The sequence below is a fragment of the Mycobacterium europaeum genome (assembly GCF_034555895.2).
Taxonomy (GTDB): domain Bacteria; phylum Actinomycetota; class Actinomycetes; order Mycobacteriales; family Mycobacteriaceae; genus Mycobacterium; species Mycobacterium europaeum.
In genome coordinates this window covers 1,933,723-1,957,376 of the sequence record NZ_CP157315.1, presented here as the reverse complement: position 1 = coordinate 1,957,376, position 23,654 = coordinate 1,933,723, and the positions used below count along the sequence as shown (strand labels likewise).

The window sequence follows — 23,654 nt, the reverse complement described above, 5'->3', positions numbered from 1 at the left end:
TCCAGGACTAGGCGGGGACTTCGCTGCGGTCGCCGCTCCACAGCGTGTGGAAACGCTTGTCCGGCTCGTCGTCGATGCGGCCGTAGGTGTGCGCGCCGAAGAAGTCCCGCAGGCCCTGGGTCAGTGCGGCGGGCAGGCGCTCGGTGCGCAGGGCGTCGTAGTAGGACAGCGCCGACGAGAAGCCCGGGATCGGGATGCCCAGTTGCGTGGCCGTCACCACGACGCGTCGCCAGCCGTCGATCGCGGCCTCGATCGCGCTGCGGAAGTACGGCGCGACGATGAGCGTGGGCAGCTCAGGGTCTTCGTCGAAGGCCTCCTTGATTCGGTTGAGGAACTTGGCCCGGATGATGCACCCGCCGCGCCAGATGGTGGCCAGGTCGCCCGGCGTGATGCGCCAGTCGTATTCGGCGCTGCCGGCCTGGATCTGGTTGAAGCCCTGCGCGTAGGCGATGATCTTGGACGCGTACAGGGCCTGCCTGATGTCCTCGGTGAACTGCTGCGCGTCACCCGGCTTGTGGCCCAGTTCGCCCGAGGCCAGCCCGGTGGTGGCCTTGCGCTGGGTCACCGAGCCCGACAACGCGCGGGCGAACACGGCCTCGGCGATCCCGGTGACCGGGACGCCGAGGTCCAGGGCCGACTTGACCGTCCAGCGGCCCGTGCCCTTCTGCTCGGCCTCGTCGAGGATGATGTCGACCAGCGGCTTGCCGGTCTTGGCGTCGGTCTGGCGCAGCACCTGCGCGGTGATCTCGACCAGGAAGCTGTCCAGGTCGCCTTTGTTCCACTCGTCGAAGACGTCGGCGATCTGCCCGGCGGTCTTGCCGAGCCCGTCGCGGAGCAGCTGGTAGGCCTCGCCGATCAGCTGCATGTCGGAGTACTCGATGCCGTTGTGCACCATCTTGACGAAGTGACCGGCGCCGTCGGGGCCGATGTGGGTGCAGCACGGGACGCCGTCGACGTGGGCGGAGATCTCCTCGAGCAGCGGGCCCAGCGACTTGTACGACTCGGCGGGGCCGCCGGGCATGATCGACGGGCCGTTGAGCGCGCCCTCCTCGCCGCCGGAGATGCCCGCGCCGACGAAGTGCAGGCCGCGCTCGCGCATCGCCTTCTCGCGGCGGATGGTGTCCGTGTAGAGGGCGTTGCCGCCGTCGATGATGATGTCGCCTTCTTCCATGGCGTCGGCGAGCTCGTTGATGACGGCGTCGGTGGGGGCGCCGGCCTTGACCATGATCAGCACGCGGCGCGGCTTCTCCAGGGCGGCCAGGAATTCCGCGATGGTCTCCGACCGCACGAACGTGCCCTCGTCACCGTGCTCTTTGAGCAACGCGTCGGTCTTGGCGACCGACCGGTTGTGCAGCGCCACGGTGTAGCCGTGCCGGGCGAAATTGCGCGCGATGTTCGACCCCATCACCGCCAGGCCGGTGACACCGATCTGTGCGGTAGCGGTCTTGGAACCAGTCGGGGTGTCCGACGAACCCATGTCTTCGCCTCTCAAGTCTTCAGAACGTTGCCGAAAAGCTTTCCGTGACACTGTGGCACAGCGGACAGACGCCCTCCCGGGGTGATGGCTCCGCCCTGGCGTCAGAGGTTGAACAGCCGCCGCAGCTCCGTGAGCCACGGTACGGCCAACGCGACGGTGGGCACCACGAACACGGCAAACGCGGCCAGGTATGCCGCCGCCGAGAGCGCCAGGCTGTTGCCGCACCCGGACAACCGGCGCACGCGGACGACAGTGCTGGGACCGCCCGCGGCCAGCGCACCCGACGGCGCCCGTCCCGCCGCGCAGGCGACCAGCGCCCGGGCCAGCGGGGCGCGGCCCTCCGCGCGCACGGCGGCGTCGTCGGCGAGCAGTTCGACGAGCAGCCGTACCGCGCCGAGCGCGTTCGCGCTGCGCACCAGCCGCGGGAACGCGGCGTGCACCGCGGTGAACGCTTCCAGAACGAGGTCGTGCCGGGCTCGCAGATGAGCGCGCTCGTGGGTGAGGATCGCCGCGACCTCCGCCTCGGCGAGCGCATTCAACGCCCCCTCGCTGACCACCACCCGGCTGCGCACCCCGGGCAGGCAGTAGGCGAGCGGCTGCGGAACGTCCAACACGCGCAGGTCGCGCCTGCGGGCACAGGGCTGGGGGAGCGCCGCGTCGTGGCGGACGTCGACGAGATCGACCACCATGCGGTGATGGGCCCGCCGTCGCCGATTGGCGATGGCCACCCGGACCACGGCGACCATCAACCGGGCCCCGACCAGCACGGTCAGCGCGAAGACGCCGATGTATGCCGCCCACAGCGGCCACCCCAGCCGGCCCGCGTCGCCGAGGATGCTCGCGGTGGGCCGCCCGTCGGGACCGGGCATGAGCAGCCGCGTGGCGATCGCGATGCCGGCGCTGAAGGCCGAGAGGACCGCGGCCAGCGCGACGGCCTGCCACAGCACCATGGCGGCGCGGGGAGCGCGCAGCGGCCAGCTCGCGCGTGCCAACAGTGCCGGCACAGGGCCGACCAGCAGCACCGCGAGGATGGTGAAGGCCAGCGCGGACACGCTGTCAGTCTCCCTCAATCCTCCGACGACGCGCCAGCGGCTGACGCGTTGTTGCGTTGATTGACTTCCAGTTCGGCGAGCGCGCGCCGAAGCGCTTCCGCCTCGTCGGCGCCCACCCGCTCGACGAAATGAACCAGCGCGGCTTGTCTGCCGCCGGAATCCTCGGCCTGGGACAGCGCATCGACCATGAGCCCGGCGACCAACTCGTCGCGGCCGTGCACGGGGGCGTATCGGTGGGCGCGGTCGTCCCGGATCTGGGAGACCAGGTTCTTCTTGGCCAGCCGTTGCAGGACGGTCATGATCGTCGTGTACGCGAGGTCGCGCCGCGCCGACAGCGCGTCGTGGACCTGGCGGACCGTTTGAGGTTCCGGCGTGGACCACAAGTGGTCCATCACGGCGCGTTCCAGATCCCCAAGCCGGGTCAGTTTCGCCATAGTGCGTTCTCTCCTGAGCGTCGACAACATCGTACTCCCCGGTTACTACCGCCGGTCGTACCGAAGCTACCCAACCCGCCACCGATTGGTGCTTGCAAAATTAGGGCAGCCTTGCCTATGCTAACCGAGTCGAGCGAACAGCGACCGCGGCAGAGTCCTGAGGGCTGCAGTGACCCCCGGTCTACTCGATCGGCGAGCCCCGTGCCCAACGGCACGGGGCTCAGCCGTTTCCTGGACCGATGGTGTAGACACAGAACGTGCCACAGCCTCCGGAAACGACCATCCCCGCGGACTTCACCGCGCCCTTCGACCAGGAGATCGGGCTGCGATTCACCGAGCTCGGCCCCGACGGCGCCCGCGCCGAGCTCGAGGTCACCCCCAAGTTGTTGCAGCCGATGGGCCTGGTACACGGCGGCGTCTACTGCTCGATCATCGAAAGCATGGCCAGCGTGGCCGCCTACACCTGGCTCGCGACCCGCGGCGGCGGGAATGTCGTGGGGGTCAACAACAACACCGACTTTCTGCGTTCCATCGGCTCGGGCATGGTGTACGGCACCGCCGAACCGATCCACCGCGGCCGGCGCCAACAGTTGTGGCTGGTCACCATCACCGACGCCGACGACCGGGTGGTCGCGCGGGGCCAGGTGCGCCTGCAGAACCTCGAGGCGTAGGCGAACCGGGCGCTGAGCAGGTGGCGGGCCGAGCGGCCGGGCGGCTAGCTGGCGCGCTTGGCGGTCGCCGGGCGTTTGGTTTCCGCGGCCAGCACTGCGAGTTGCTCGAGGCGGGTGCGGGCGAAGGCCTGCTGTTCGGTGATGGTCAGCTGGCCGCGCCGGGTGCTCAGGAACGTCACCGTCCACGACAGCAGCGTGCTGACCTTGGTCTTGAACCCCACCAGGTAGACCAGGTGCAGCACCAGCCACATCAGCCAGGCGATGAAGCCGCTGAACTCCAGGGGCCCGACCTTGGCCACCGCGGAGAACCGCGAAACCGTGGCCATGGACCCCTTGTCGAAGTACTGGAACGGCTCCCGCTCGGCCGGATTCGCCCCGCCCAGTTCGGCTTTGATCGTGTTGGCGACGTACTTGGCGCCCTGGATCGCGCCCTGGGCCACGCCCGGAACGCCCTCGACGGCGGCCATGTCGCCGACGACGAACACGTTCGGGTGTCCCGGGATCGACAGGTCCGGTAGCACCTTGACCCGCCCCGCCCGGTCGAGCTCCACCGAGGACTGCTCGGCGAGGTCGCGGCCCAGCCCGCTGGCCTGCACGCCGGCGGACCATACCTTGCAGGCGGATTCGATGCGCCGGACCGTGCCGTCGGCGTCCTTCACCGTGATGCCGTTGCGGTCGACGTCGGTGACCATCGCGCCCAGCTGGATCTCCACGCCCATCTTCTCCAGGCGGGCGCGCGCCCGCATGCCCAGCTTGTCGCCGAACGGCGGCAGCACGGCGGGCGCGGCGTCGAGCAGGATCACTCGCGCCTTGGTGGAGTCGATGCCACGGAACGAGCCCTTCAGCGTGTGGGACGCCAATTCCGCGATCTGCCCGGCCATTTCGACGCCGGTGGGGCCGGCGCCGATCACGGTGAAGGTCAGCAGCTTGGCCCGGCGTTCCGGATCACGTGACCGCTCGGCTTGTTCGAAGGCGCTCAGGATCCGTCCGCGCACCTCGAGCGCGTCGTCGATCGATTTCATCCCGGGCGCGAACTCGGCGAAGTGGTCGTTGCCGAAGTACGACTGTCCCGCGCCGGCGGCGATAATCAAGCTGTCGTAAGGGGTTTCGTACGTGTGGCCGAGCAAGTCGGATACGACGGACTTCCTGGCCAGATCGATGTGCGTGACGTCACCGAGCAGCACTTGGACGTTGCGCTGCCTGCGCAGGATGACGCGGGTGGGCGGGGCGATGTCACCCTCGGACACGATGCCCGTCGCCACCTGGTACAGCAACGGCTGGAACAGGTGGTGGGTGGTACGCGCGATCAGCTTGATGTCGACGTCGGCGTGCTTGAGTTTCTTTGCCGCGTTGAGTCCACCGAATCCCGAACCGATGATGACGACCTGGTGGCGACGTTCGGTTCCAGCTGTGGTTTCTGGTGGGGGGCTCATGTTTCCGCTGCTCCTGACGGGGGCTTTTGGACACGCGACTGCAGTTAGCCACAACGCTAGTCAGGCGGGTACCCGGAAACCTAATTGATAAGCGTGTGTTGTTTGCAACACTAACGGTGTTCTCGTCCGAAATGCCTGGTGGGCGGCCGGCACTGTGGCGTAACTATCAGGGTCGTCAGTCCACCCGGCGCGGCGCCTCGTTATTGGCTGGAGCCTTCGCCCGCGCAGTGGTCGTGGCCGGGCTGGATCGTTCCGCCCGGTGCGCGCGCCAGCGCCGCGGCCTCCGCCTCTTCGCGGGTCGGCCCCCAACCCCCGAAGTATCTGGACTTGGCCGCGTTCACCGCGAGCGCCAGGCAACCGCCATCACCGCTGGCCAGCAGGCGGCAGTCGCTGATGCTCTTGCGGCACGTGTCCATGACCGCCTTCTCGGCCGCGCCCTGGCTGGCCGCTCCGTCGGCGATGTTGATGCGGCCGGTGGAGTCCGAGATCGCCATGGCGATCCAGTTGTTGTCGGCCTGCGCGATCGGGGGGGCAGCGAACGCCACACCGGCCGCGATCGCCGCCAGGGCTCGTTTCTTCATGGCCTGCTCCCCGCCCTGTTCTTCCGCGCTGCGCCGTGGGGCGCAGGTAGACGCTGCTACAGGGAAGTATTACCGCGGCGCGACCAATCCGCGACCCCACGCGGGCGGGAGCTACAGCCCGACGACCGGGCGCAGCGCTTCGCCGATGGCGCGGATCACGCCGGGGGTGTAGAACGGCACGTTGATGATCACGCCGTCGATGCCGGCGTCCACCACCTTGGTTTTGATCTGGTCGGCGACCGAGTCGGGGCTGCCGACCACCATGCGCTGCGTCATCTCGGCGGGGATCTGATCGGGTTTCGCGCTCTCGTCGACGAGCACCGTGGTCAGCGTGCTGGTCTCCAGCGTCGCCGGGTCCCGGTCGACCTCCTCGCAGCGCCGCCGCACAACCTCCAACTTGCCCGGCAGCTCGTCGAATCCGGCGATCACGTTGAGGTGGTCGAAGTGGCGTGCCGCCAGGGGGATGGTCTTCTTCTCGCCGCTGCCGCCGATCATCAGCGGAATGTGTTCGCGGAAGCGGGGATTCGCCATCGCCTCGCGCACGTGATACCACTTGCCCGAGAAGGATGGCCGCTCGCCCTTGATCATCGGCAGGATGATCTGTAGCGCCTCCTCGAGCCGGTTGAACCGGTCGGTGAAGGTGCCGAATTCGAAACCCAGCTGGTCGTGTTCGAGTTCGAACCAGCCCGTGCCGATGCCCAGGATCGCGCGGCCCTGGCTCACCACATCGAGGGTGGTGATGGTCTTCGCCAGCAGCGCCGGGTTGCGGTAGGTGTTTCCGGTTACCAAGGTGCCCAACTGGACTCGTTCGGTGGCGGTGGCCAGCGCGCCCAACGCGGTGTAGGCCTCCAGCATCGGCTGGTCCGGATCTCCCAGCATCGGCAGTTGGTAGAAGTGATCCATCACGAAGACCGAGTCGAAGCCGGCCGCCTCGGCCTCGCGGGCTTGCGCCATGACGGTGGGGAAGAGCTCCTCCACCCCGGTGCCGTAGGAGAAGTTGGGGATCTGCAGACCGAGTCGAATCGCCACGCGCTCTACCGTAGTGCGGCTCCGCGCGACACGATACGGCCCGACGCCGGATTACGCCCTCAGCCGAATTGAGCGAGTGCGCCGTGGCTGACGTGCAGCGTCTGACCGGTGATGTGGCGGGCCGCCGGGGTGGTCAGGAACAACGCCAGGCGAGCGACCTCCTCGGCGAGCGACAGGGCAGTGCGGGACAGGCCGTCGTAGCCGGACTGGACGCTGCGCCCGCCGGCGACGACGTTGACCGTGATGCCCCGGGTGCCGAAGACGCCGGCCTGCCCCGCGACCCAATTCGACAGCGTCGCTTTGATCGCCGCGCCCACGCTTCCGGCAGGCGCGTTCTCGGGCACCACGCTGATGATGGAGCCGCCCGAGCGCAGATGATCGCCCACGGTCTGCACCGTCAGCACCGCCGACAGCACGGTCGCGTCCAGGGCATGCCGCCAGGCATCCGCCGTGTCGGCGATGGAGTAGGTGCGGGGGTCACCGGCTTCCCGGGAGGGCGCGGGAACGTTGACGATGGTGTCGAGATGGTGGGGGAACAAGGTGCGGGCCTCGGTCAGGCTCGCCGGGTCGGTGGTGTCGCACACGATGGCGTCCACGTCCAATTCCTTGGCGGCGATCTCCAGCTCGCTGCGCCGCGCGCCCACGAGGGTCACCTTGTGACCGTCATCGCGGAAGCCTTCGGCCACTGTGCGCCCCAGTTCGGTATCTCCGCCGGTGACCAACACCTCCACTGCCATGACCTCCTCGTGTTCAACGTTGAACCCAGACCCGGGCTCCGCGGCCCAGCCACGGGGCCCGCTGCGGAAACTGCCTGGGATCTCAGCACGTTATGGCATCAATCTGCCTAGATGTTACTGGACAGTAGCTAGTCGGCGAAATTCTTGACGCCGCGACGCGCGGATCATTTGCGTAACTATTCGGCCGTCACTTTTTTGCGCCGATTAAGCCCCGCAACGGACCGCATCGTCGGCGGGTTAGTGTGCACGCATGCGGCGGATCGGGATGCTGGCCGGTGCGGTTTCGATGGCACTGGCGGTGGGCCTGGCCGGATGCGCTTCCACACGGCCCGCCCAGCCCGCTGCGGGCCCGGGAACCCTCGTGGTGTTCGCCGCGGCCTCGCTGAAGTCCGCGTTCACCCAGATCGGCTCGCAGTTCAAAGGCCAAAACGCCGGCAGCAACGTCGAATTCGAGTTCGCGGGTTCCTCGGAACTGGCCACCCAGTTGACGCAGGGCGCGACCGCCGACGTCTTCGCATCGGCGGACACCGCGCAGATGGACGCGGTCGCCAGGGCCGGCCTGCTCGCCGGCGACCCGGTGGACTTCGCCTCCAACACGCTGGTGATCGTCACCGCGCCCGGCAACCCCAAGAAGGTCGGATCCTTCTCCGACCTTGCCAGGCCCGGGCTGGGCGTGGTGGTCTGCCAGCAGCCCGTGCCGTGCGGATCGGCAACCCAACGGGTCGAAGACAGCACCGGGGTGCGCCTGCACCCGGTGAGCGAGGAGCCGAGCGTGACGGACGTCCTCAACAAGGTCACCACCGGGCAGGCGGACGCCGGGCTGGTGTACGTCACCGACGCCCGCGGCGCGGGGGACAAGGTGGCGACCGTGAGTTTCCCGGAGGCCGCCGGCGCGGTGAACCGCTATCCGATCGCGGTGTTGAAACACGCGCCGCAACCAACGTTGGCGCGGCGGTTCGTGGCCTTGGTGACCGCTGAGGCCGGTCAGAACATCCTCGCCCTGTCGGGCTTCGCCAAACCCTGAACCGTGCACCGGCCGACGGATCTGCCCCGGTGGGTGTACGTCCCCGCCGCCGTGGGGACCGTCTTCGTCGTGCTGCCACTGCTGGCCATCGCGGTCAAGGTCGACTGGCCGAACTTCTGGTCCCTGATCACCAGCTCGTCGTCGCTGACGGCCCTGCTGCTCAGCCTTCGGACCGCCGCCGCCAGCACAGCGCTGTGTGTGCTGCTGGGTGTGCCGATGGCACTGGTGCTGGCCCGCAGCACCGCGCGCCCGGTGCGGCTGCTGCGGCCGTTGATCCTGCTGCCGCTGGTGCTGCCGCCGGTGGTCGGCGGGATAGCGCTGCTCTACGCGTTCGGCCGGTTCGGGCTCCTCGGCCGCTATCTCGAAGCGGCCGGCATCAGCATCGCGTTCAGCACGGCCGCGGTGGTGTTGGCGCAGACCTTCGTGTCGCTGCCGTTCCTGGTCATTTCGCTGGAGGGAGCCGCGCGCACCGCGGGCGCCGACTTCGAGGTGGTGGCAGCGACCCTGGGGGCGCGGCCCAGCACCGTCTGGTGGCGGGTCACCCTGCCGCTGCTGCGACCCGGCCTGATGTCGGGAACGGTGCTGGCGTTCGCCCGCTCGCTGGGCGAGTTCGGTGCGACGCTGACCTTCGCCGGCTCCCGCCAAGGGGTCACTCGCACGCTGCCGCTGGAGATCTATCTGCAGCGGGTGACCGACGCCGACGCGGCGGTGGCGTTGTCGATGCTGTTGGTGGCCGTCGCGGCGCTGGTGGTGTTGGGGCTGGGCGCGCACCGGCTCGCCGGGGCCGAAGCGGGGCAGCCGCAGCCATGAGCGGGGTGCAGTTGCGCGCCGTCGTGGCGGACCGCCCACTGGACGTGGAGTTCGCGGTGCCGGCGGGCGAGGTGTTGGCGGTCCTCGGCCCCAACGGTGCGGGCAAGTCCACGACGCTGCATGTGATCGCCGGGCTGATCCGCCCGGATCAGGGCTTCGTGCGGGTGGGGGACCGGGTGCTCACCGACACCGCAGCCGGGGTCGACGTGGCCACCCACGACCGCCGCGTCGGTCTGCTGTTGCAGGAGCCGTTGTTGTTCCCGCACATGAGCGTTGCCGCCAACGTGGCCTTCGGGCCGCACAGCCGCCGCGGGCGTCTTCGCCCCGCCCGGGCCGAGGCGAAGGCCACGGCGCTGCGCTGGCTGCGCGAGGTGGACGCCGAGTGGCTGGCCGACCGCAAGGCGCGCCGGCTGTCCGGCGGTCAAGCCCAGCGGGTGGCGATCGCGCGGGCACTGGCCGCCGAGCCGGACGTGCTGCTGCTCGACGAGCCGCTGGCCGGTCTCGACGTCTCCGCGGCCGCGGCGATCCGCGCGGTGTTGCGCCGCGTCGTCCGCCGCACCGGCTGCGCGGTCGTTCTGGTCACGCACGACCTGCTCGACGTGTTCACACTGGCGGACCGGGTGCTGGTGCTCGAGGGCGGCGCGGTCGCCGAGATCGGGCCCGTCTCCGATGTGCTGACTGCGCCGCGCAGTCATTTCGGGGCGCGCATCGCGGGCATCAACCTTGTCAACGGGACCGTCGCCCCGGACGCCTCCCTGCGCGCGCGCAACGGTGCCCGCTGGCATGCGGCCGCCGCGAGCCAGCGGCCTGACGACCTGGCGCCGGGCCGCAATGCGATCGCGGTCTTCCCGCCCACGGCGGTGGCGGTTTATCGGGAGCGGCCGCTCGGCAGCCCGCGCAACACGGTCGAGGTGACGATCGCGGAGCTGGACATGCGCGGGTCGGCGGTGCTGGTGCGCGGGGAGCAGCAACCCGACGGCGCTCCCGGGCTGGCCGCGGAGATCACCGTCGACGCCGCCTCCGAACTGCGGCTGGCACCCGGCGAGAAGGTGTGGTTCGCGGTGAAAGCGCACGAGGTGGCGCTGCATCCGGCGGCGCACTGAGTGGGCGGGCGGGAGCGCCCGGCCGCCCCGCGGGTTGCGCGTCGGCAACATCGGCGAAACGGCGCGGCAATTGTCCGCAAGGCTCCTTGCGTCACAGCGGTAACACGGTAGGTTCGTCGCCATGGATCAGGTGGAGCCCAACTCGACACGTCGCAAAGGCCTGTGGGCGACGCTGGCGATCGCCACGGTGACCAGTGCCAGCGCCGTCACGATCGCATTGCCGGCGACCTCGTACGCCGACCCGGAGGTCCCGACCCCGGTCCCGCCGACCACGACGACGGCCCCGCCCCCGGCGGCCGGTCCCGCCGCCCCGGCGACCACGGCGCCGCCGGCCGCCCCGTCGCCCGGCGCCCCGCCGGCGGCGACCGATCCCAACGCACCGCCCCCGCCGCCGGCCGATCCGAACGCCCCACCGCCGCCTCCCGTCGACCCGAACGCCGGCCGGGTCGCCAACGCCGTGGGCGGCTTCAGCTACGTCCTGCCCCCGGGCTGGGTGGAGTCGGACGCATCCCACCTCGACTACGGATCGGCGCTGCTGAGCAAGACGACCGGGCCGCCGCCGATGCCCGACCAGCCGCCGCCCGTCGCCAACGACACGCGCATCGTGATGGGCCGGCTGGACCAGAAGCTCTACGCCAGCGCCGAAGCCAACAACGCCAAGGCCGCGGTCCGCCTCGGTTCGGACATGGGTGAGTTCTTCCTGCCGTATCCGGGCACCCGGATCAACCAGGAAGCGACGCCGCTCACCGGTGCCAACGGCATCACCGGCAGCGCCTCCTACTACGAGGTCAAGTTCAGCGACGCGTCCAAGCCCAACGGGCAGATCTGGACCGGCGTGGTCGGGATGCCCTCGACGAGCACCTCTAACGCCGGGCCACCGCAGCGCTGGTTCGTGGTGTGGCTCGGGACGGCCAACGACCCGGTGGACAAGGGTGCGGCCAAGGCGCTGGCCGAGTCGATCCAGCCCTGGGCGGCCCCGGCCGCGCCGGCGCCTGGAACCGCGCCGGCGCCGGGTGCCCAACCCGCGCCAGAGGCTCCGGCTCCCGGCGCTCCGGCACCCGCGCCCGCTCCGGCGCCCGCGCCGGCCCCGGCTCCGGCGGGAGAGATCAGCCCGACCCCCACGCCGGCACCTCAGCGGACGCAATCGGCCTGACAGCCCCAGACGGGGCCTCAGTTGGCGGGTCAACCGTCGCCGAATCGCGCCCTTTTCCGTTACGCAAAGCGGGTATACCGAAGTGACGGCCCAGCAACTAGCTGGGCTTTGCCAGCGATAAGGAGACCCGCATGGACGTCATGGCAGCTACCGAATATCTGGCCCGCTCAACCACGTTCACGAGCGTCGGCATCATCGGTTACATCATCATCGGCGGTCTGGCGGGTGCGCTCGCCAGCAAGATCATCCGGGGCAGCGGCGCCGGCATCCTGATGGACATCGTGATCGGCATCATCGGCGCACTGATCGGCGGCTTCATCCTGAGCTTCTTCGTCAACACCGCGGGTGGCGGCCTGATCTTCACCTTTTTCACCGCGCTGCTGGGGTCGCTGATCCTGCTCTGGATCGTCGGCATGGTGCGGCGGACCTGATCGCGGTAACCGCGTTGCGGCCGTGGTGGTTGGCGGGATGATGGACGAATGGCTCCACCGCTGACCACCACGACCATGCGGGCGTGGCGGGTGCGCCGGCCCGGACCGATGGACACCGACCCGCTCGAACTAGTCACCACGGACGTGCCCCGTCCCGGGCCGCCGGAGTTGCTGGTCGCCGTGCGCGCCTGCGGGGTGTGCCGCACCGACCTGCACGTCGCCGAGGGCGACCTTCCCGTGCATCGCGACCGTGTCACACCCGGCCACGAGGTGGTGGGGGAGGTCGTCGAGGTCGGAGCCGAGGCCGGCGACGCGTTCCGGGTGGGTGACCGGGTGGGCATCGCCTGGCTACGCCACACCTGCGGTGTGTGCAAGTACTGCCGCCGCGGCGACGAGAACCTGTGCCCGCAGTCCCGCTACACCGGCTGGGACGCCGACGGCGGTTACGCCGAATTCGCCACCGTCCCCGCCGCTTTCGCGCACCCCCTGCCGGCCGGATACAGCGACGCCGAGCTGGCGCCGTTGCTGTGCGCCGGCATCATCGGGTACCGCTCCCTGCTGCGCGCGGAGCTGCCACCCGGCGGGCGGCTGGGGCTTTACGGCTTCGGCGGAAGCGCCCACATCACCGCCCAGGTCGCGTTGGCGCAGGGCGCCGAGGTGCACGTGATGACCCGCGGGGCCGAGGCGCGTGAGCTGGCGATGCAGCTGGGCGCCGCCTCGGCGCAGGGCGCGGCCGATCCGCCACCGGTGCCGCTGGATGCGGCGATCCTGTTCGCGCCGGTCGGTGAACTGGTGCTGCCCGCCCTCGAAGGGCTGGACCGCGGCGGCACCCTGGCGATCGCCGGCATTCACCTCTCCGACATTCCGCCGCTCAACTACCAGCGTCATCTGTTCCAGGAACGCCAGGTCCGCTCGGTCACGTCCAACACCCGGGCCGACGCGCGAGCATTCCTCGCGTTCGCGGGCGAGCACCACATCGAGGTGACCACGCCGGAATACCAGCTGGACCAAGCGGACCGCGCGCTGGCCGACCTGAGCGCGGGCCGCATCGCCGGCGCGGCTGTGCTGCTGGTGTGAGGGCCTCAGGCCGTCAGGTGCCAGACCAGGGCGGCGGCCAGCGCCCCGAGCCCGTTCAGCGACCAGTGCAGCGCGATCGGCGCGATCAGGCTGCCGCTGCGGCGGCGTAGCCAGCTGAAGACGAAGCCGGCGGCTCCCGTGGCCAGCACGGCCCCGGTCACCCCGGCCAGCATCCCGACGAAGCCGCCGCCGAACAGCCGGGTGAACCCGACGTTGCTGCTGGTGAGCCCGAGCGACGTCGCGACATGCCAGAGGCCGAACAGCAGCGAACCCGCCAGGGCGACCCCGCGGAAACCCCAGGCCCGGTGCAGCGCACCGTGCAGCACGCCGCGAAAGGCCAGCTCCTCCGGGATCACGGTTTGCAGCGGGATGATGACCATCGAGGCGATCAGCGCGCCGGAGACCGTGGCGTACCGGTGGTTCAAGAACATCGGCCGGGTCATCGGGAGCAGCACCCCAACGGCGATCACCGAGGCGACGACGACGACCGCGGCCAGCGCATAGATCAGGCCCGATTTCCAGTGGTCGCGCCCCAGCCCCAGGTCGGCCCACTCCAGGCCGTTGGCGCGCATCAGGAAGACCAGGCCCACGGCCGCGGCGGGAACCGTCGCAACGCTGGCCCACGGCGTGGTGAAGTGCGCGATCAGGTTCGTCAACACCAGCACCGCTACGACGACGACGATGTCGAGATGGACCCGGAACCTGTGCAGCGCCCAGAGCTGCGAAAGCACCGGATGGGTGTCGGCTGTCCCGGTGGCGTCGAGCATCCGACCAGTCTACCGGCGGCCCGCGGCGCCGGCGGTGCGTCGAGATCGCCGTCGGGGTCGTGCGCGGCGACCCGGGCGCGACCGTGGCGGCAATCTCGCCGTCAAGCCTCCCAGGTCCAGCCCGCGATCTGCGGGTCGTCCTCGCCGTGCTCGCGGGTGTAGATCCGCGCGGCGAGCCGGGCGTCGACCATCCGCTGGCGGAGCTCGGCGGCCCGGCTGGCCAACCCGTCGACCCGGTCGATGACGTCCATGACCAGGTGGAACCGGTCGAGGTCGTTCAGCATCACCATGTCGAACGGCGTCGTCGTGGTGCCGCGCTCCTTGAACCCGCGCACGTGGATGTGCGGGTGGTTGGTGCGGCGATAGGTGAGCCGGTGGATCAACCAGGGGTAGCCGTGGTAGGCGAAGACCACCGGCTTGTCGCGGGTGAACAGCGCGTCGAACTCCCGGTCGGGCAAGCCGTGCGGGTGCTCGGAGTCCGGCTGCAGCCGCATCAGGTCGACGACGTTGACCACCCGGACCGCCAGCTCCGGCAGTTCCCGGCGCAGGATGTCGGCGGCGGCCAGGGTCTCCAGCGTCGGGATGTCGCCGGCACAGGCCAGCACGACGTCGGGTTCTCCGGTGGCCGAGCTCGCCCACGGCCAGATGCCCAGCCCGCGCGCGCAGTGCGCGATCGCCTGATCCATGTCCAGGTAGGCCAGCGCCGGCTGCTTGCCCGCGACGATGACGTTGATGTAGTCGCGGCTGCGCAGGCAGTGGTCGGCCACCGACAGCAGCGTGTTGCCGTCCGGCGGCAGGTACACCCGGGTCAGCTCGGCCCGCTTGTTGGCGACCAGGTCGATGAATCCGGGGTCCTGGTGCGAGGCGCCGTTGTGGTCCTGGCGCCACACGTGCGAGGACAGCAGGTAGTTCAGCGAAGCGATCGGGCGCCGCCACGGCAGCTCGCGGCTGGTGGCCAGCCACTTGGCGTGCTGGTTGAGCATCGAGTCGACGATGTGCACGAACGCCTCGTAGCAGTTGAACAGGCCGTGCCGGCCGGTCAGCAGGTAGCCCTCCAGCCAGCCCTGGCACAGGTGCTCGGAGAGCACCTCCATCACCCGCCCGTCGGCGGCGAGGTTCTCGTCGTCGGGCCCGAGCTCGGAGAGCCAGACCTTGGCCGTCGACCCGTACACGGCGTCCAGCCGGTTGGAGGCGGTCTCGTCGGGCCCCATCAACCGGAAGCGGTCGCGGTTGCGGGCGATGACGTCCCGCAGGAAGGTGCCCAGCACCCGGGTGGCCTCGTGGGTCTCCGCCGCCGGCCGCGATACCCGAACCGCGTAGTCGCGGAAGTCGGGCAGGTCGAGGTCGTGCAGCAGCAGGCCGCCATTGGCGTGCGGGTTGGCGCTCATCCGGCGATCGCCGCCGGGTGCCAGCGCCCGCAGCTCGGCGCGCAGCCTGCCGTCGCCGTCGAAAAGCTCCTCGGGGCGGTAGCTGCGCAGCCACTCCTCGAGCTGCGCCCGGTGCTGGGGGTTGTCGTGGGTCTCGGCGAGCGGAACCTGATGCGCTCGCCAGGTGCCCTCGACCTTCTTGCCGTCAACCACCTTCGGGCCGGTCCAGCCCTTCGGCGTACGCAGCACGATCATCGGCCACACGGGCCGCTCGACACTGTCGCCGCTGCGGGCGGCGTCTTGGATGTCCGCGATGTCGTCGAAGGCGTCGTCGAGGGCGGCGGCCAGCTGGCGATGCACGTCGGCGGGGTCGTCGCCGGCGACCGTGATGGGCCGGTAGCCGTAGCCGCGCAGCAGTGATTCCAGTTCGGGGTGGGGGATCCGCGCCAGGACGGTGGGGTTGGCGATCTTGTAGCCGTTGAGCTGCAGGATGGGCAGCACCGCGCCGTCGGTGACCGGGTTGAGGAACTTGTTGGAGTGCCAGCTGGCGGCCAGCGGGCCGGTCTCGGCCTCGCCGTCGCCGATCACGCAGGCCACGACCAGGTCCGGGTTGTCGAAGGCCGCGCCGTAGGCGTGCACCAGCGCGTAGCCGAGCTCACCGCCCTCGTGGATGGAGCCGGGCGTCTGGGCGGCCACATGGCTGGGGATGCCGCCGGGAAAGGAGAACTGGCGGAACAACTTTCGCAGGCCGTCAGCATCCTCCTCGATGCCGGTGTACACCTCGCTGTAGGTGCCCTCCAGATAGGCGTTGGCGACCAGCGCGGGGCCGCCGTGGCCGGGCCCGGTGACGTAGATGACGCTGGCGTCCCGGTTGCGGATGATCCGATTCAGGTGCGCGTAGATCAGGTTCAGCGCCGGGGTGGTGCCCCAGTGTCCCAGCAGCCGCGGTTTGACGTGCCCGGGCGACAGCGGCTCGGTCAGCAGCGGATTGTCCAGCAGGTAGATCTGCCCGACCGACACGTAGTTGGCCGCGCGCCAGTACGCGTTGATCAGGTCGAGTTGGTCGTCGGTCAGGGCAGCGGTGGTCGGGGTTTGGAGGCTCACCCCGCCGATTGTCCGCGCCCGCGGTGAACGGCGCCCGACGCGGCGCTCCTTCCTGATGGCGGCGACCCGCTTCGCCCGGCTCCGCCGCGCTCGCGATCGCCGACTACTCTTCGCCGCGGGCCCGCGACTCGTAGGCTTGGCGCTGCCGGGCGTCGACGTGGTCGGTGAAGACGTGCTCGCCGCCGAGGGCGCGGTTCAGCCCCTCGGACAGCGCGCGCGGCATGAATTTCTGCGACGCGATGATCGCGCCGGCCGTCTTGGTGACCCGGACCCGCGGCCGGGGATGCGCGACCAGCCTGACGATCGCCTCGGCGATGTCGGACGGCTCGGCGTTCTTGATGCCTTTGGCCCCGGAGGTGCCGGCGATCAGTTCGGTGTTGACGAAGGTGGGCATGACGATCGAGAACTTCACGCCCGACAAGCGGTTCTCGATCCGCGCGGCGTCGGTGAACCCGATGACGGCGTGCTTGCTGGCGCAGTAGGTGGCCGCGCCGGCGATGTACGTCTCACCGGCCAGCGAGGCGACGTTGATGACGTGGCCGGCGCGGCGGGGAGCCATGCGCTGCACCGCCAGCTTGCTGCCCAGGATCACGCCGTAGACGTTGATGTCGAGGACGCGCCGGGTCACGGCGTCGGGCTCGTCGATGACGCGGCCGAGCGGCATGATCCCGGCGTTGTTGACCAGCACGTCGATCGGGCCGAGTTGGCGCTCGACCTCGTCGAGGAACTCCGCGAACGAGTGTGGGTCGGTGACGTCGAGTTTGCCGTAGACGTCCAGGCCGAGCGCGGTGCCGGATTCCTTCACCCGCACCTCGTCGACGTCGCCGATCGCGACCTTGGCGCCCAGATTGTGCAGCGCGGTCGCGGTGGCCAGCCCGATGCCGCGGGCGCCGCCGGTGATCACGACGACCTTGCCGCGCACCTTCAGGCCGATCGATGTCGTGTCTGCCATTGCCCAAACCCTCCGAATTCTTGACGGGTGTCAACTGCGCACCGCGCTAAGCACAGCACCCGACGGCGGGCTTGCGCAACAACCCGCCCGCCGAGCCCCGATACTGCAACGATGACCGAGGTGCGGGCGGCGGTACCGGCGGACGCCCACGAGGTGGCCGGCCTGCACGCCCGGTCCTGGCGGGTGGCCTACCGGGGGCTCATCGCCGAGGACTACCTGGACAGTCTGAGCCCGGAGGCGTTGGTCGACCGTTACACCTTCGGCCGCGTCGGCCTGCGGATGCCGTCCACCCTGGTGGCGGTCGACGGGCCGGCGATTCGCGGTTTCGCCACCGCGGGGCTGTGCCGCGACGGCGACTTGCCGAACTTCGGTGAGCTGATGGCGCTCTACGTCGACCCGGACCATGTGGCGACGGGCGTGGGGCGTCTGCTCATGTCGGCCGCCCGCGGGCGGTTGCGGTCGATCGGTGTGACGGGCGCGGTGCTGTGGGTGCTGGACGCGAACACCCCCGCGCGGCACTTCTACGAGCGCGACGGTTGGTGGCCCGACGGGGGTAGGCGCTCAGCGGCTTTCGGCGACCAAACGCTGCGGTTGGTGCGCTATCGGCGACAGCCGGTGTGACGACGGCGGCGCGACCGCCAACCCGGTCACCAACCCGCCGAACCGGGCCCGCCTTTGAACGGGCCGGTCACCCAGCTGGTGATCCAGCCGCCATCGAAGCCGCCGGGTTGGGGCACGACGACCTCTCCGTTGACCGTGCAGCGGTCGACGTTGCCCGCCATGACCGCGATCGCCCCGGCGATCTGTTCGAATCCCGGCGTCGGGTCCGGGTAGCTCCAGGCGGATTTCGGGGCGACGACGCCGCCGCCGATGAGGTCGTAATACGTTGCCCGGCCTTTCCATTCGCACCAGGAGCTTCCGGGCGCCGCGCGCAGCGCCCCGTCGGCGAACGCCTCGCGTGGCAGGTAATAGGTCGGCGGATGACTGGTCTCGAGCACCCGCCAGGCGCGCGGGGTAGACGCGATGACTTCACCGCCCAGCTCGACGGTGATCCGACCGGTGAACGGCTCGACGCGCGGCGGGCGCGGGTAATCCCACACCGACTCCTTCCGGGGTTCGGTGCCCGCGGGGCCGGTTCGACTCATCCGTCCTCAGCTCGACTCGTCGGTGTCCCGGGTACGGCCTACGGCCAGTACTCGTTCATCGGCTGAGCGTACTTGTCGTTGTTGGTCAGCCGGGGAAGTTGCAGGGAGTCCTCGATGGTGCGCAGCAGGCTGTAGTGGTTGTTGTGCGAGGTCGACACCAAATGCCCTTGACGCATACCGGAATTCGGTGACGGGATGACGATCATGGGAATGTGGTTGCCCTCGTTACCGAGGGTCAGGGACAGGTTGTTGAAGTCTTCGTCCCAGGTGATGAAGATGGCGCTGCGTTGGGTCTGAAAAGCCGGTGAATTCACGATGGTGGGCAACACCTGCTGCAGAAACTGGTCGCCGGCCTTGATGTTGTATTGATGAGACGTGAGCTCACTGCCGACGAAGCGGAGGTTGATCGGCCCTTCCATGTTGTTGTCCTCGTCCGCGGCGAACCACACGAAGTTCGGGGTGGTGGAGGTCGAAGCGAGATCGGTGGCCATCCGCGTCAACGGCAGCACGTGCGCCTGGCAGCGGGCCGCATTGGAGACGATGTCGTGGAAGGCCAAAAAGGGCAGCTCGCCGGGGCTGTACGGACCGCTCGAGGCCGTCGCGCACGGGCCGGGCATGGACTGCTCGTAGCTGGCCCACGTCTTGCCCGCCCCCTCGAGCGAGTCGGCCAGGTTCGGCGCGTCGAAGCAGTTCATTTCGCAGTTGTAGTTGGCGCCGAAGTCGGATCCCCCGAGGATCGGGTAGTAATTCGGCAGGCTCGGGTGGGTCAGGGCGAAGTAGTTGGACCCGTACCCGTACGAGCTGATGAGGCTGTTGATGTACGGCGCATTGGGGCTGCCCACAACGTCTTTCACGCCGTGGTTCTCCATGTAGACCAGGAACACGTGATCGAGCGCCCTCACACTCGACGCGGGCGGGGCTGGCGGCGCCGGCGCGGGCAAGGGGGCGCCGATGGTGAAGGAGAGGTTGTCGGCGTAGGAGTGGTTGTAGGCCCCGCCCGCCCAATGGGTGTCCTTGAAGGTGACGGTGATGCGTGCACTGCGGGTGCCCACCGGCACCGTCCCGGTGGTGTCGCGTTCGACCAGCTCGGTCTGGAACCCGCGCTGGAGTATCGAGACCGGCCCGATTTTGCCTGTGCCCAAGGGTAATTGGCTGGCAGCCAGGAAGTCGACGGTGGCCGACGCCTCCGACAGTTCCAGCTTGTTGCCGCCGAGCCAGCCGCTCAGCGTGAAGGGCATGGTGCCGGTGTCGATGGCCGCCGCCGCACCGCTGAGGTCGACGACTTGGGTGAGTGTGGACGTCGCCACGTTGCCACCGCCGAAATACTGCGTGCCGCCGTCGGGAGGCCCGTGCTGGGCGGCCGGGAATGCCAGGAACTTTGGCATGGTCGGCCCCGGCGACCCGAGCGGCGAGGGCAGCCGGACCAGAGTGTTGTATTTGATCACGGTCGGCGTGCCGGTCGGGATCCATCCCGGTATCGTCACCCCGCTGTAACCGGACAACGACGGGTCGCCGAGCTCGGCGCCCGGGTTGACCAACAGATTCGGGCTCATCGTGGCGGCGGCGGCCGCCTTGGGCGCCGTGAAGGTCGACAGCACCAGCAGGGCGGCCCCGACGGTGGCGCCGGCCACGCGACAAAGGCGACAGAACATCCAGGCTTCACCTCTGTGGTCGAGACACCGCGCATTTGCTCCGTCGATGGTGAGCTACGTCACGCTCAACTCATACGCTGTTGCGCGAACCGATACCCAGCGGTTGCCATTCGGTGACCGAGTCGATGAGGCGATGTCGGGAGAAGTCGTGTACGGGGTCGCCCGTCAGCCGACGGCGAGCCACACCAGGCCGGCACCGCCGGCCACGGCGCAGTAGACGGCGAACGGGGTGAGCGTGCGGGTCTGAAAGTACTGCGTCAGGAACCGCACGGCGAGGTAGGCGCAGACGAAGGACGCGATGCTGCCGGCCAGCACCTGGCCGTGGATTCCGGTGGCGCGGGGCCCGAACAGTTCCGGGATCTTGTACACGCCTGCGGCCAGGATGATGGGCGTGGCCAGCAGGAAGGAGAACCGGGCGGCGTCCTCGTGGGACAGGCCGCGCCACAGGCCCGCCACCATGGTGATGCCCGAGCGGCTGATGCCGGGCAGCAGGGCCAGGATCTGCGCGGCGCCGATCAGGATGCCGCGGCGCAGGGGGAGTTGGGCCAGGCGGTTGTCAACGGCCTCGCCGGTGTGCCCGCGCTGTTCCTCCGGCGGCTGTTCCCGGTCGGGTGCGGGGGCGACGCGCCGGCGCAGCACCTCTCCCGCGTACAGGGCGATGCCGTTGAGCACCAGGAAGATTGCCGCGGGAACCGGCTTGCCCAGCGTGGTGCGGAATGTCCGTTCCAGGACCAGCCCGGCCAGCCCGACCGGGATGGTGGCCCCGACGATCAGCCAGGCGAGCCGCTCATCGGGGGTCTGGATGCGGCGATACCGCAGCGAGGACACGAATCCGGCCACGATGCGCAGCCAATCCCGCCAGAAGAAGACCAGCAGCGCGGCGGCGGTGGCCACGTGCAGCCCGACGATGAACGCCAGGTAGGGCGACTCGGGCGCGGAGACGCTCAGGTCCTGCGCCCACCGGCCGCCGACCACCGCGGGCACCAACACCGCGTGCCCGAGGCTCGAGACCGGGAACAGCTCGGTGACGCCCTGGAAAGCGCCGACCACCACGGCCTCCATGTAGGTCAGGTGCGCGCTCATGTGGGATGCCTCCGTCGGATCGTTGTGGCGGATACGGCCTCGCCGATCGGCCTGTGACGATAGCCGACGGCGCATTCGCCCGCTCAATCAGCTTGCCCGGTCGCCTTTTCGGTGGGTCGGGCGGCGGTGGGCCCGGCCGGGCCCCGCGCCGGCGGGTACCGTGTGCTGATGGCTGACGGGTTGCTCGACGCCGTGCGCGTCCTCGACTTGTCGAGCGGTAACGGCGACGCGGTGACGCGGCTGTTCGCCGACTTGGGCGCCGACGTGCTCAAGGTGGAACCCCCGAGCGGAAGCCCGGCGCGCGACACGCCGCCGACGCTGTCCGGTGCCAGCATTCCGTTTGCTGTGCACAACGCCAACAAGCGCAGTGTGGTGCTGGACCCGTTCGACGAGGACGACTGTGCCGTGTTCCTCGACCTGGCCGCGCAGGCCGACATCGTCGTCGACGACGGTTTCTACGGCGAGGCACCCACGTTCGGGACGTCGGTCGAGGAGCTGGCCGCCCAGCACCCGCACCTGGTGGTGTTGTCCATCACCGACTTCGGGGCGACGGGCCCACGGTCGTTGTGGCGGGCCACCGATCCGGTGCTGTACGCGATGTGCGGCTCGCTGGCGCGATCGGGCCCCACCACGGGCACCCCGGTGTTGCCGCCGGACGGTATCGCGTCGGCCACCGCCGCCGTCCAGGCCGCCTGGGCGACACTCGTCGCTTACTACAGCCGATTGCATTGCGGCACCGGTGAATTCATCGACTTCTCGCGGTTCGACGCGGTCGTCATGTCGCTTGACCCGGCGTTCGGGGCGCACGGGCAGGCCGCCGCCGGAATTCGCCGCGCCGGCCAGTGGCGGGGGCGCCCGAAGAACCAGGACGCCTACCCGATCTACGCGTGCCGGGACGGCTACGTCCGGCTCTGCGTGATGGCACCGCGCCAGTGGCGGGGACTGCGGCGCTGGCTGGGCGAGCCGGAAGATTTCCAGGACCCGAAATACGACGTGATCGGCGCGCGCTTCGCCGCGTGGCCACAGATCAGCGAGTTGGTCCAGGCGCTGTTCGCAGGGCAGACCATGAAGGATCTGGTGAGCGCGGGACAGGCGCACGGGGTGCCGATCGCCGCGGTGCTGACGCCGTCGTGGGCGATGGGTTCCGAACACTTTCGGGCGGTGGGGGCGATCACCGACGCCGAGCTCGTCCCGGGCGTGCGGGCCAGCGTCCCCACCGGGTACTTCGTCGTCGATGGGCGCCACGCGGGCTTTCGCAGCCCGGCGCCCGCCCTCGGCCAGGACGGACCGGGTTGGCGCGGCAACCCCGCCGTGGTGCCGTCGCCCTCCGGCCGCGTCGGCGATTATCCGTTTGCGGGGGTGCGCATCCTGGACCTGGGCATCATCGTCGCCGGCGGCGAGCTCAGCCGGCTGTTCGGTGATCTGGGCGCCGAGGTCATCAAGATAGAGAGCGCCGAGTACCCGGACGGGCTGCGGCAGGCCCGCGCCGGGGAGGCGATGAGCGAGTCGTTCGCCTGGACCCACCGCAACCACCTGGCGATGGGCCTGGATCTGCGCAGCCCCGCGGGCAAGGAGGTGTTCACCCGGTTGGTCGCGGAGTCCGACGCCGTCTTCGCCAACTTCAAGCCGGGAACGCTTACCGCTCTTGGCTTTTCCTACGACGAACTGCGTGCCGTCAACCCGCGGGTCGTGCTGGCCGAGAGCAGCGCCTACGGCGACCAGGGCCCGTGGAGCACCCGCATGGGTTACGGGCCACTGGTACGCGCCGCCACCGGCGTCACCCGGCTGTGGACGGCCGACGATCCGGAGAACCGTGATGACGGTGCGCGCCATGCCTTTTACGACGCCACCACGATCTTTCCCGACCACGTGGTCGGACGGATCACGGCCATCGCGGCGCTGGCCGCGCTGATCCACCGCCACCGGACTGGCGGCGGGTCGCACGTGCACATCTCGCAGGCCGAGGCGGTGATCAACCAGCTCGACGCCGTGTACGTCGCGCAGGCCGCGCTGGACGCGGGCGTGCCCAGGATCTCCGAAGACACCAGCCTGCATGCCGTCTACCCGTGCGCGGGCGAAGACGAATGGTGTGTCATCTCGATCGGTTCCGACGAGGAATGGGGCTGCGCCGCAGGAGTTTTCCAGCACCCGGAATGGGCCGACGACCCGCGGTTCGCCACCGCTGAGGCCCGGCTGGCGAACCGGCGCGAGCTGGTGGAATCGGTGTCGACCTGGACGCGCAGCCGCACCCCGGCGCGGGTGGCCCAGCTACTGCAGTCCTCCGGAGTCGCGGCCGGACCGATGAACCGGCCGCCGGACATCTTGGAGGACCCGCAGCTCGTCGGGCGACAGGTGTATGCCGAGATGCTGCACCCGCTCATCGAACGCCCGCTGCCCGCGGAGACGGGTCCGGCGCCGTTCCAGCACATCCCGCGGGCGCCCCAGCGGCCCGCGCCGCTGCCGGGTCAGGACACCGTCGACCTGTGCCGGAGGCTGCTCGGCATGAGCCCTCAGCAGATCGACCGGCTCGTCACCGAGGGCGTGCTGTTCGGGCCGCCCTGACAGCCGGGGA

Annotated in this window: 22 protein-coding genes; 9 read left to right on the top strand and 13 right to left on the bottom strand. The window is 69.8% G+C overall.

The window, feature by feature from the left end:
* Window positions 1-7: 7 nt before the first annotated feature.
* From gndA to U8D42_RS09225, 3 genes are all read right to left on the bottom strand, one after another.
* Window positions 8-1,477, bottom strand: a complete 1,470-nt coding sequence (gene gndA, locus U8D42_RS09235; RefSeq protein ID WP_322861432.1) for an NADP-dependent phosphogluconate dehydrogenase — start codon at window positions 1,475-1,477, stop codon at window positions 8-10.
* Between the two features lie 101 nt (window positions 1,478-1,578).
* A complete protein-coding gene (locus U8D42_RS09230; RefSeq protein ID WP_085239547.1) occupies window positions 1,579-2,529 on the bottom strand; it encodes a M56 family metallopeptidase in 951 nt (316 codons plus the stop codon).
* 14 nt (window positions 2,530-2,543) lie between these two features.
* Window positions 2,544-2,963, bottom strand: coding sequence for a BlaI/MecI/CopY family transcriptional regulator (locus U8D42_RS09225; protein WP_322861431.1), 420 nt, complete (start codon window positions 2,961-2,963; stop codon window positions 2,544-2,546).
* 257 nt (window positions 2,964-3,220) lie between these two features.
* Between U8D42_RS09225 and U8D42_RS09220 the strand changes: the two genes are divergently transcribed.
* Window positions 3,221-3,634, top strand: coding sequence for a PaaI family thioesterase (locus tag U8D42_RS09220; RefSeq protein ID WP_322861430.1), 414 nt, complete (start codon window positions 3,221-3,223; stop codon window positions 3,632-3,634).
* 44 nt (window positions 3,635-3,678) lie between these two features.
* Here U8D42_RS09220 and U8D42_RS09215 read toward each other — a convergent pair whose 3' ends face one another.
* The 4 genes from U8D42_RS09215 to U8D42_RS09200 form a co-directional block, all read right to left on the bottom strand.
* Entirely contained in the window at window positions 3,679-5,067 is a 1,389-nt protein-coding gene (locus U8D42_RS09215; protein ID WP_085239544.1) for an NAD(P)/FAD-dependent oxidoreductase, read from the bottom strand.
* A gap of 200 nt (window positions 5,068-5,267) precedes the next feature.
* Window positions 5,268-5,648: a DUF4189 domain-containing protein gene (locus U8D42_RS09210; RefSeq protein ID WP_085239543.1), complete on the bottom strand. Its 381-nt coding sequence runs from the start codon at window positions 5,646-5,648 to the stop codon at window positions 5,268-5,270.
* 111 nt (window positions 5,649-5,759) lie between these two features.
* A complete protein-coding gene (locus U8D42_RS09205; protein WP_322861429.1) occupies window positions 5,760-6,677 on the bottom strand; it encodes an LLM class F420-dependent oxidoreductase in 918 nt (305 codons plus the stop codon).
* Window positions 6,678-6,736: 59 nt separating this feature from the next.
* Entirely contained in the window at window positions 6,737-7,414 is a 678-nt protein-coding gene (locus U8D42_RS09200; protein WP_322861428.1) for an SDR family oxidoreductase, read from the bottom strand.
* Window positions 7,415-7,664: 250 nt separating this feature from the next.
* Between U8D42_RS09200 and modA the strand changes: the two genes are divergently transcribed.
* From modA to U8D42_RS09170, 6 genes are all read left to right on the top strand, one after another.
* Window positions 7,665-8,438 (top strand): molybdate ABC transporter substrate-binding protein, encoded by a 774-nt coding sequence (gene modA, locus U8D42_RS09195; protein WP_322861427.1) that lies wholly within the window; start codon window positions 7,665-7,667, stop codon window positions 8,436-8,438.
* A gap of 3 nt (window positions 8,439-8,441) precedes the next feature.
* Window positions 8,442-9,248 carry an ABC transporter permease gene (locus U8D42_RS09190; protein ID WP_322861426.1) on the top strand — a complete coding sequence of 269 codons (807 nt, stop codon included), beginning with the start codon at window positions 8,442-8,444 and terminating at the stop codon, window positions 9,246-9,248.
* On the top strand, window positions 9,245-10,351 hold the full coding sequence (locus tag U8D42_RS09185) for a sulfate/molybdate ABC transporter ATP-binding protein (protein WP_322861425.1): 1,107 nt from the start codon (window positions 9,245-9,247) through the stop codon (window positions 10,349-10,351). Before U8D42_RS09190 ends, U8D42_RS09185 begins: the two co-directional genes overlap by 4 nt.
* Window positions 10,352-10,472: 121 nt before the next feature.
* A complete protein-coding gene (locus U8D42_RS09180; protein ID WP_322861424.1) occupies window positions 10,473-11,504 on the top strand; it encodes an alanine and proline-rich secreted protein Apa in 1,032 nt (343 codons plus the stop codon).
* A 131-nt stretch (window positions 11,505-11,635) separates the two neighbouring features.
* Window positions 11,636-11,935 (top strand): GlsB/YeaQ/YmgE family stress response membrane protein, encoded by a 300-nt coding sequence (locus U8D42_RS09175; protein ID WP_067760758.1) that lies wholly within the window; start codon window positions 11,636-11,638, stop codon window positions 11,933-11,935.
* Between the two features lie 48 nt (window positions 11,936-11,983).
* Window positions 11,984-13,012 carry a zinc-binding alcohol dehydrogenase family protein gene (locus U8D42_RS09170; RefSeq protein WP_322861423.1) on the top strand — a complete coding sequence of 343 codons (1,029 nt, stop codon included), beginning with the start codon at window positions 11,984-11,986 and terminating at the stop codon, window positions 13,010-13,012.
* Window positions 13,013-13,017: 5 nt separating this feature from the next.
* On the opposite strand, the gene U8D42_RS09165 is transcribed toward U8D42_RS09170, so the two are convergent.
* The 3 genes from U8D42_RS09165 to U8D42_RS09155 all read right to left on the bottom strand — a co-directional run bounded on the left by U8D42_RS09165 (window position 13,018) and on the right by U8D42_RS09155 (window position 17,202).
* Window positions 13,018-13,779: a CPBP family intramembrane glutamic endopeptidase gene (locus tag U8D42_RS09165; protein WP_085243689.1), complete on the bottom strand. Its 762-nt coding sequence runs from the start codon at window positions 13,777-13,779 to the stop codon at window positions 13,018-13,020.
* Between the two features lie 101 nt (window positions 13,780-13,880).
* Entirely contained in the window at window positions 13,881-16,250 is a 2,370-nt protein-coding gene (locus tag U8D42_RS09160) for a phosphoketolase family protein (protein ID WP_322861422.1), read from the bottom strand.
* Window positions 16,251-16,353: 103 nt separating this feature from the next.
* Window positions 16,354-17,202: an SDR family oxidoreductase gene (locus tag U8D42_RS09155; protein ID WP_322861421.1), complete on the bottom strand. Its 849-nt coding sequence runs from the start codon at window positions 17,200-17,202 to the stop codon at window positions 16,354-16,356.
* 111 nt (window positions 17,203-17,313) lie between these two features.
* Between U8D42_RS09155 and U8D42_RS09150 the strand changes: the two genes are divergently transcribed.
* Window positions 17,314-17,823 (top strand): GNAT family N-acetyltransferase, encoded by a 510-nt coding sequence (locus tag U8D42_RS09150; protein ID WP_322861420.1) that lies wholly within the window; start codon window positions 17,314-17,316, stop codon window positions 17,821-17,823.
* A gap of 26 nt (window positions 17,824-17,849) precedes the next feature.
* Here the strand turns inward: U8D42_RS09150 and U8D42_RS09145 are convergent, their stop codons facing one another.
* The 3 genes from U8D42_RS09145 to U8D42_RS09135 form a co-directional block, all read right to left on the bottom strand.
* A complete protein-coding gene (locus U8D42_RS09145; RefSeq protein WP_322861419.1) occupies window positions 17,850-18,347 on the bottom strand; it encodes a DUF427 domain-containing protein in 498 nt (165 codons plus the stop codon).
* A gap of 38 nt (window positions 18,348-18,385) precedes the next feature.
* A complete protein-coding gene (locus U8D42_RS09140; protein ID WP_322861418.1) occupies window positions 18,386-19,978 on the bottom strand; it encodes an alkaline phosphatase family protein in 1,593 nt (530 codons plus the stop codon).
* 186 nt (window positions 19,979-20,164) lie between these two features.
* Window positions 20,165-21,082 (bottom strand): undecaprenyl-diphosphate phosphatase, encoded by a 918-nt coding sequence (locus U8D42_RS09135; RefSeq protein WP_322861417.1) that lies wholly within the window; start codon window positions 21,080-21,082, stop codon window positions 20,165-20,167.
* Window positions 21,083-21,250: 168 nt separating this feature from the next.
* On the opposite strand from U8D42_RS09135, the gene U8D42_RS09130 reads away from it, so the two are divergent.
* The gene (locus U8D42_RS09130) at window positions 21,251-23,644 is read left to right on the top strand and encodes a CoA transferase (RefSeq protein WP_420845703.1); all 2,394 of its coding nucleotides are present in this window, start codon (window positions 21,251-21,253) and stop codon (window positions 23,642-23,644) included.
* Window positions 23,645-23,654: the final 10 nt, after the last annotated feature.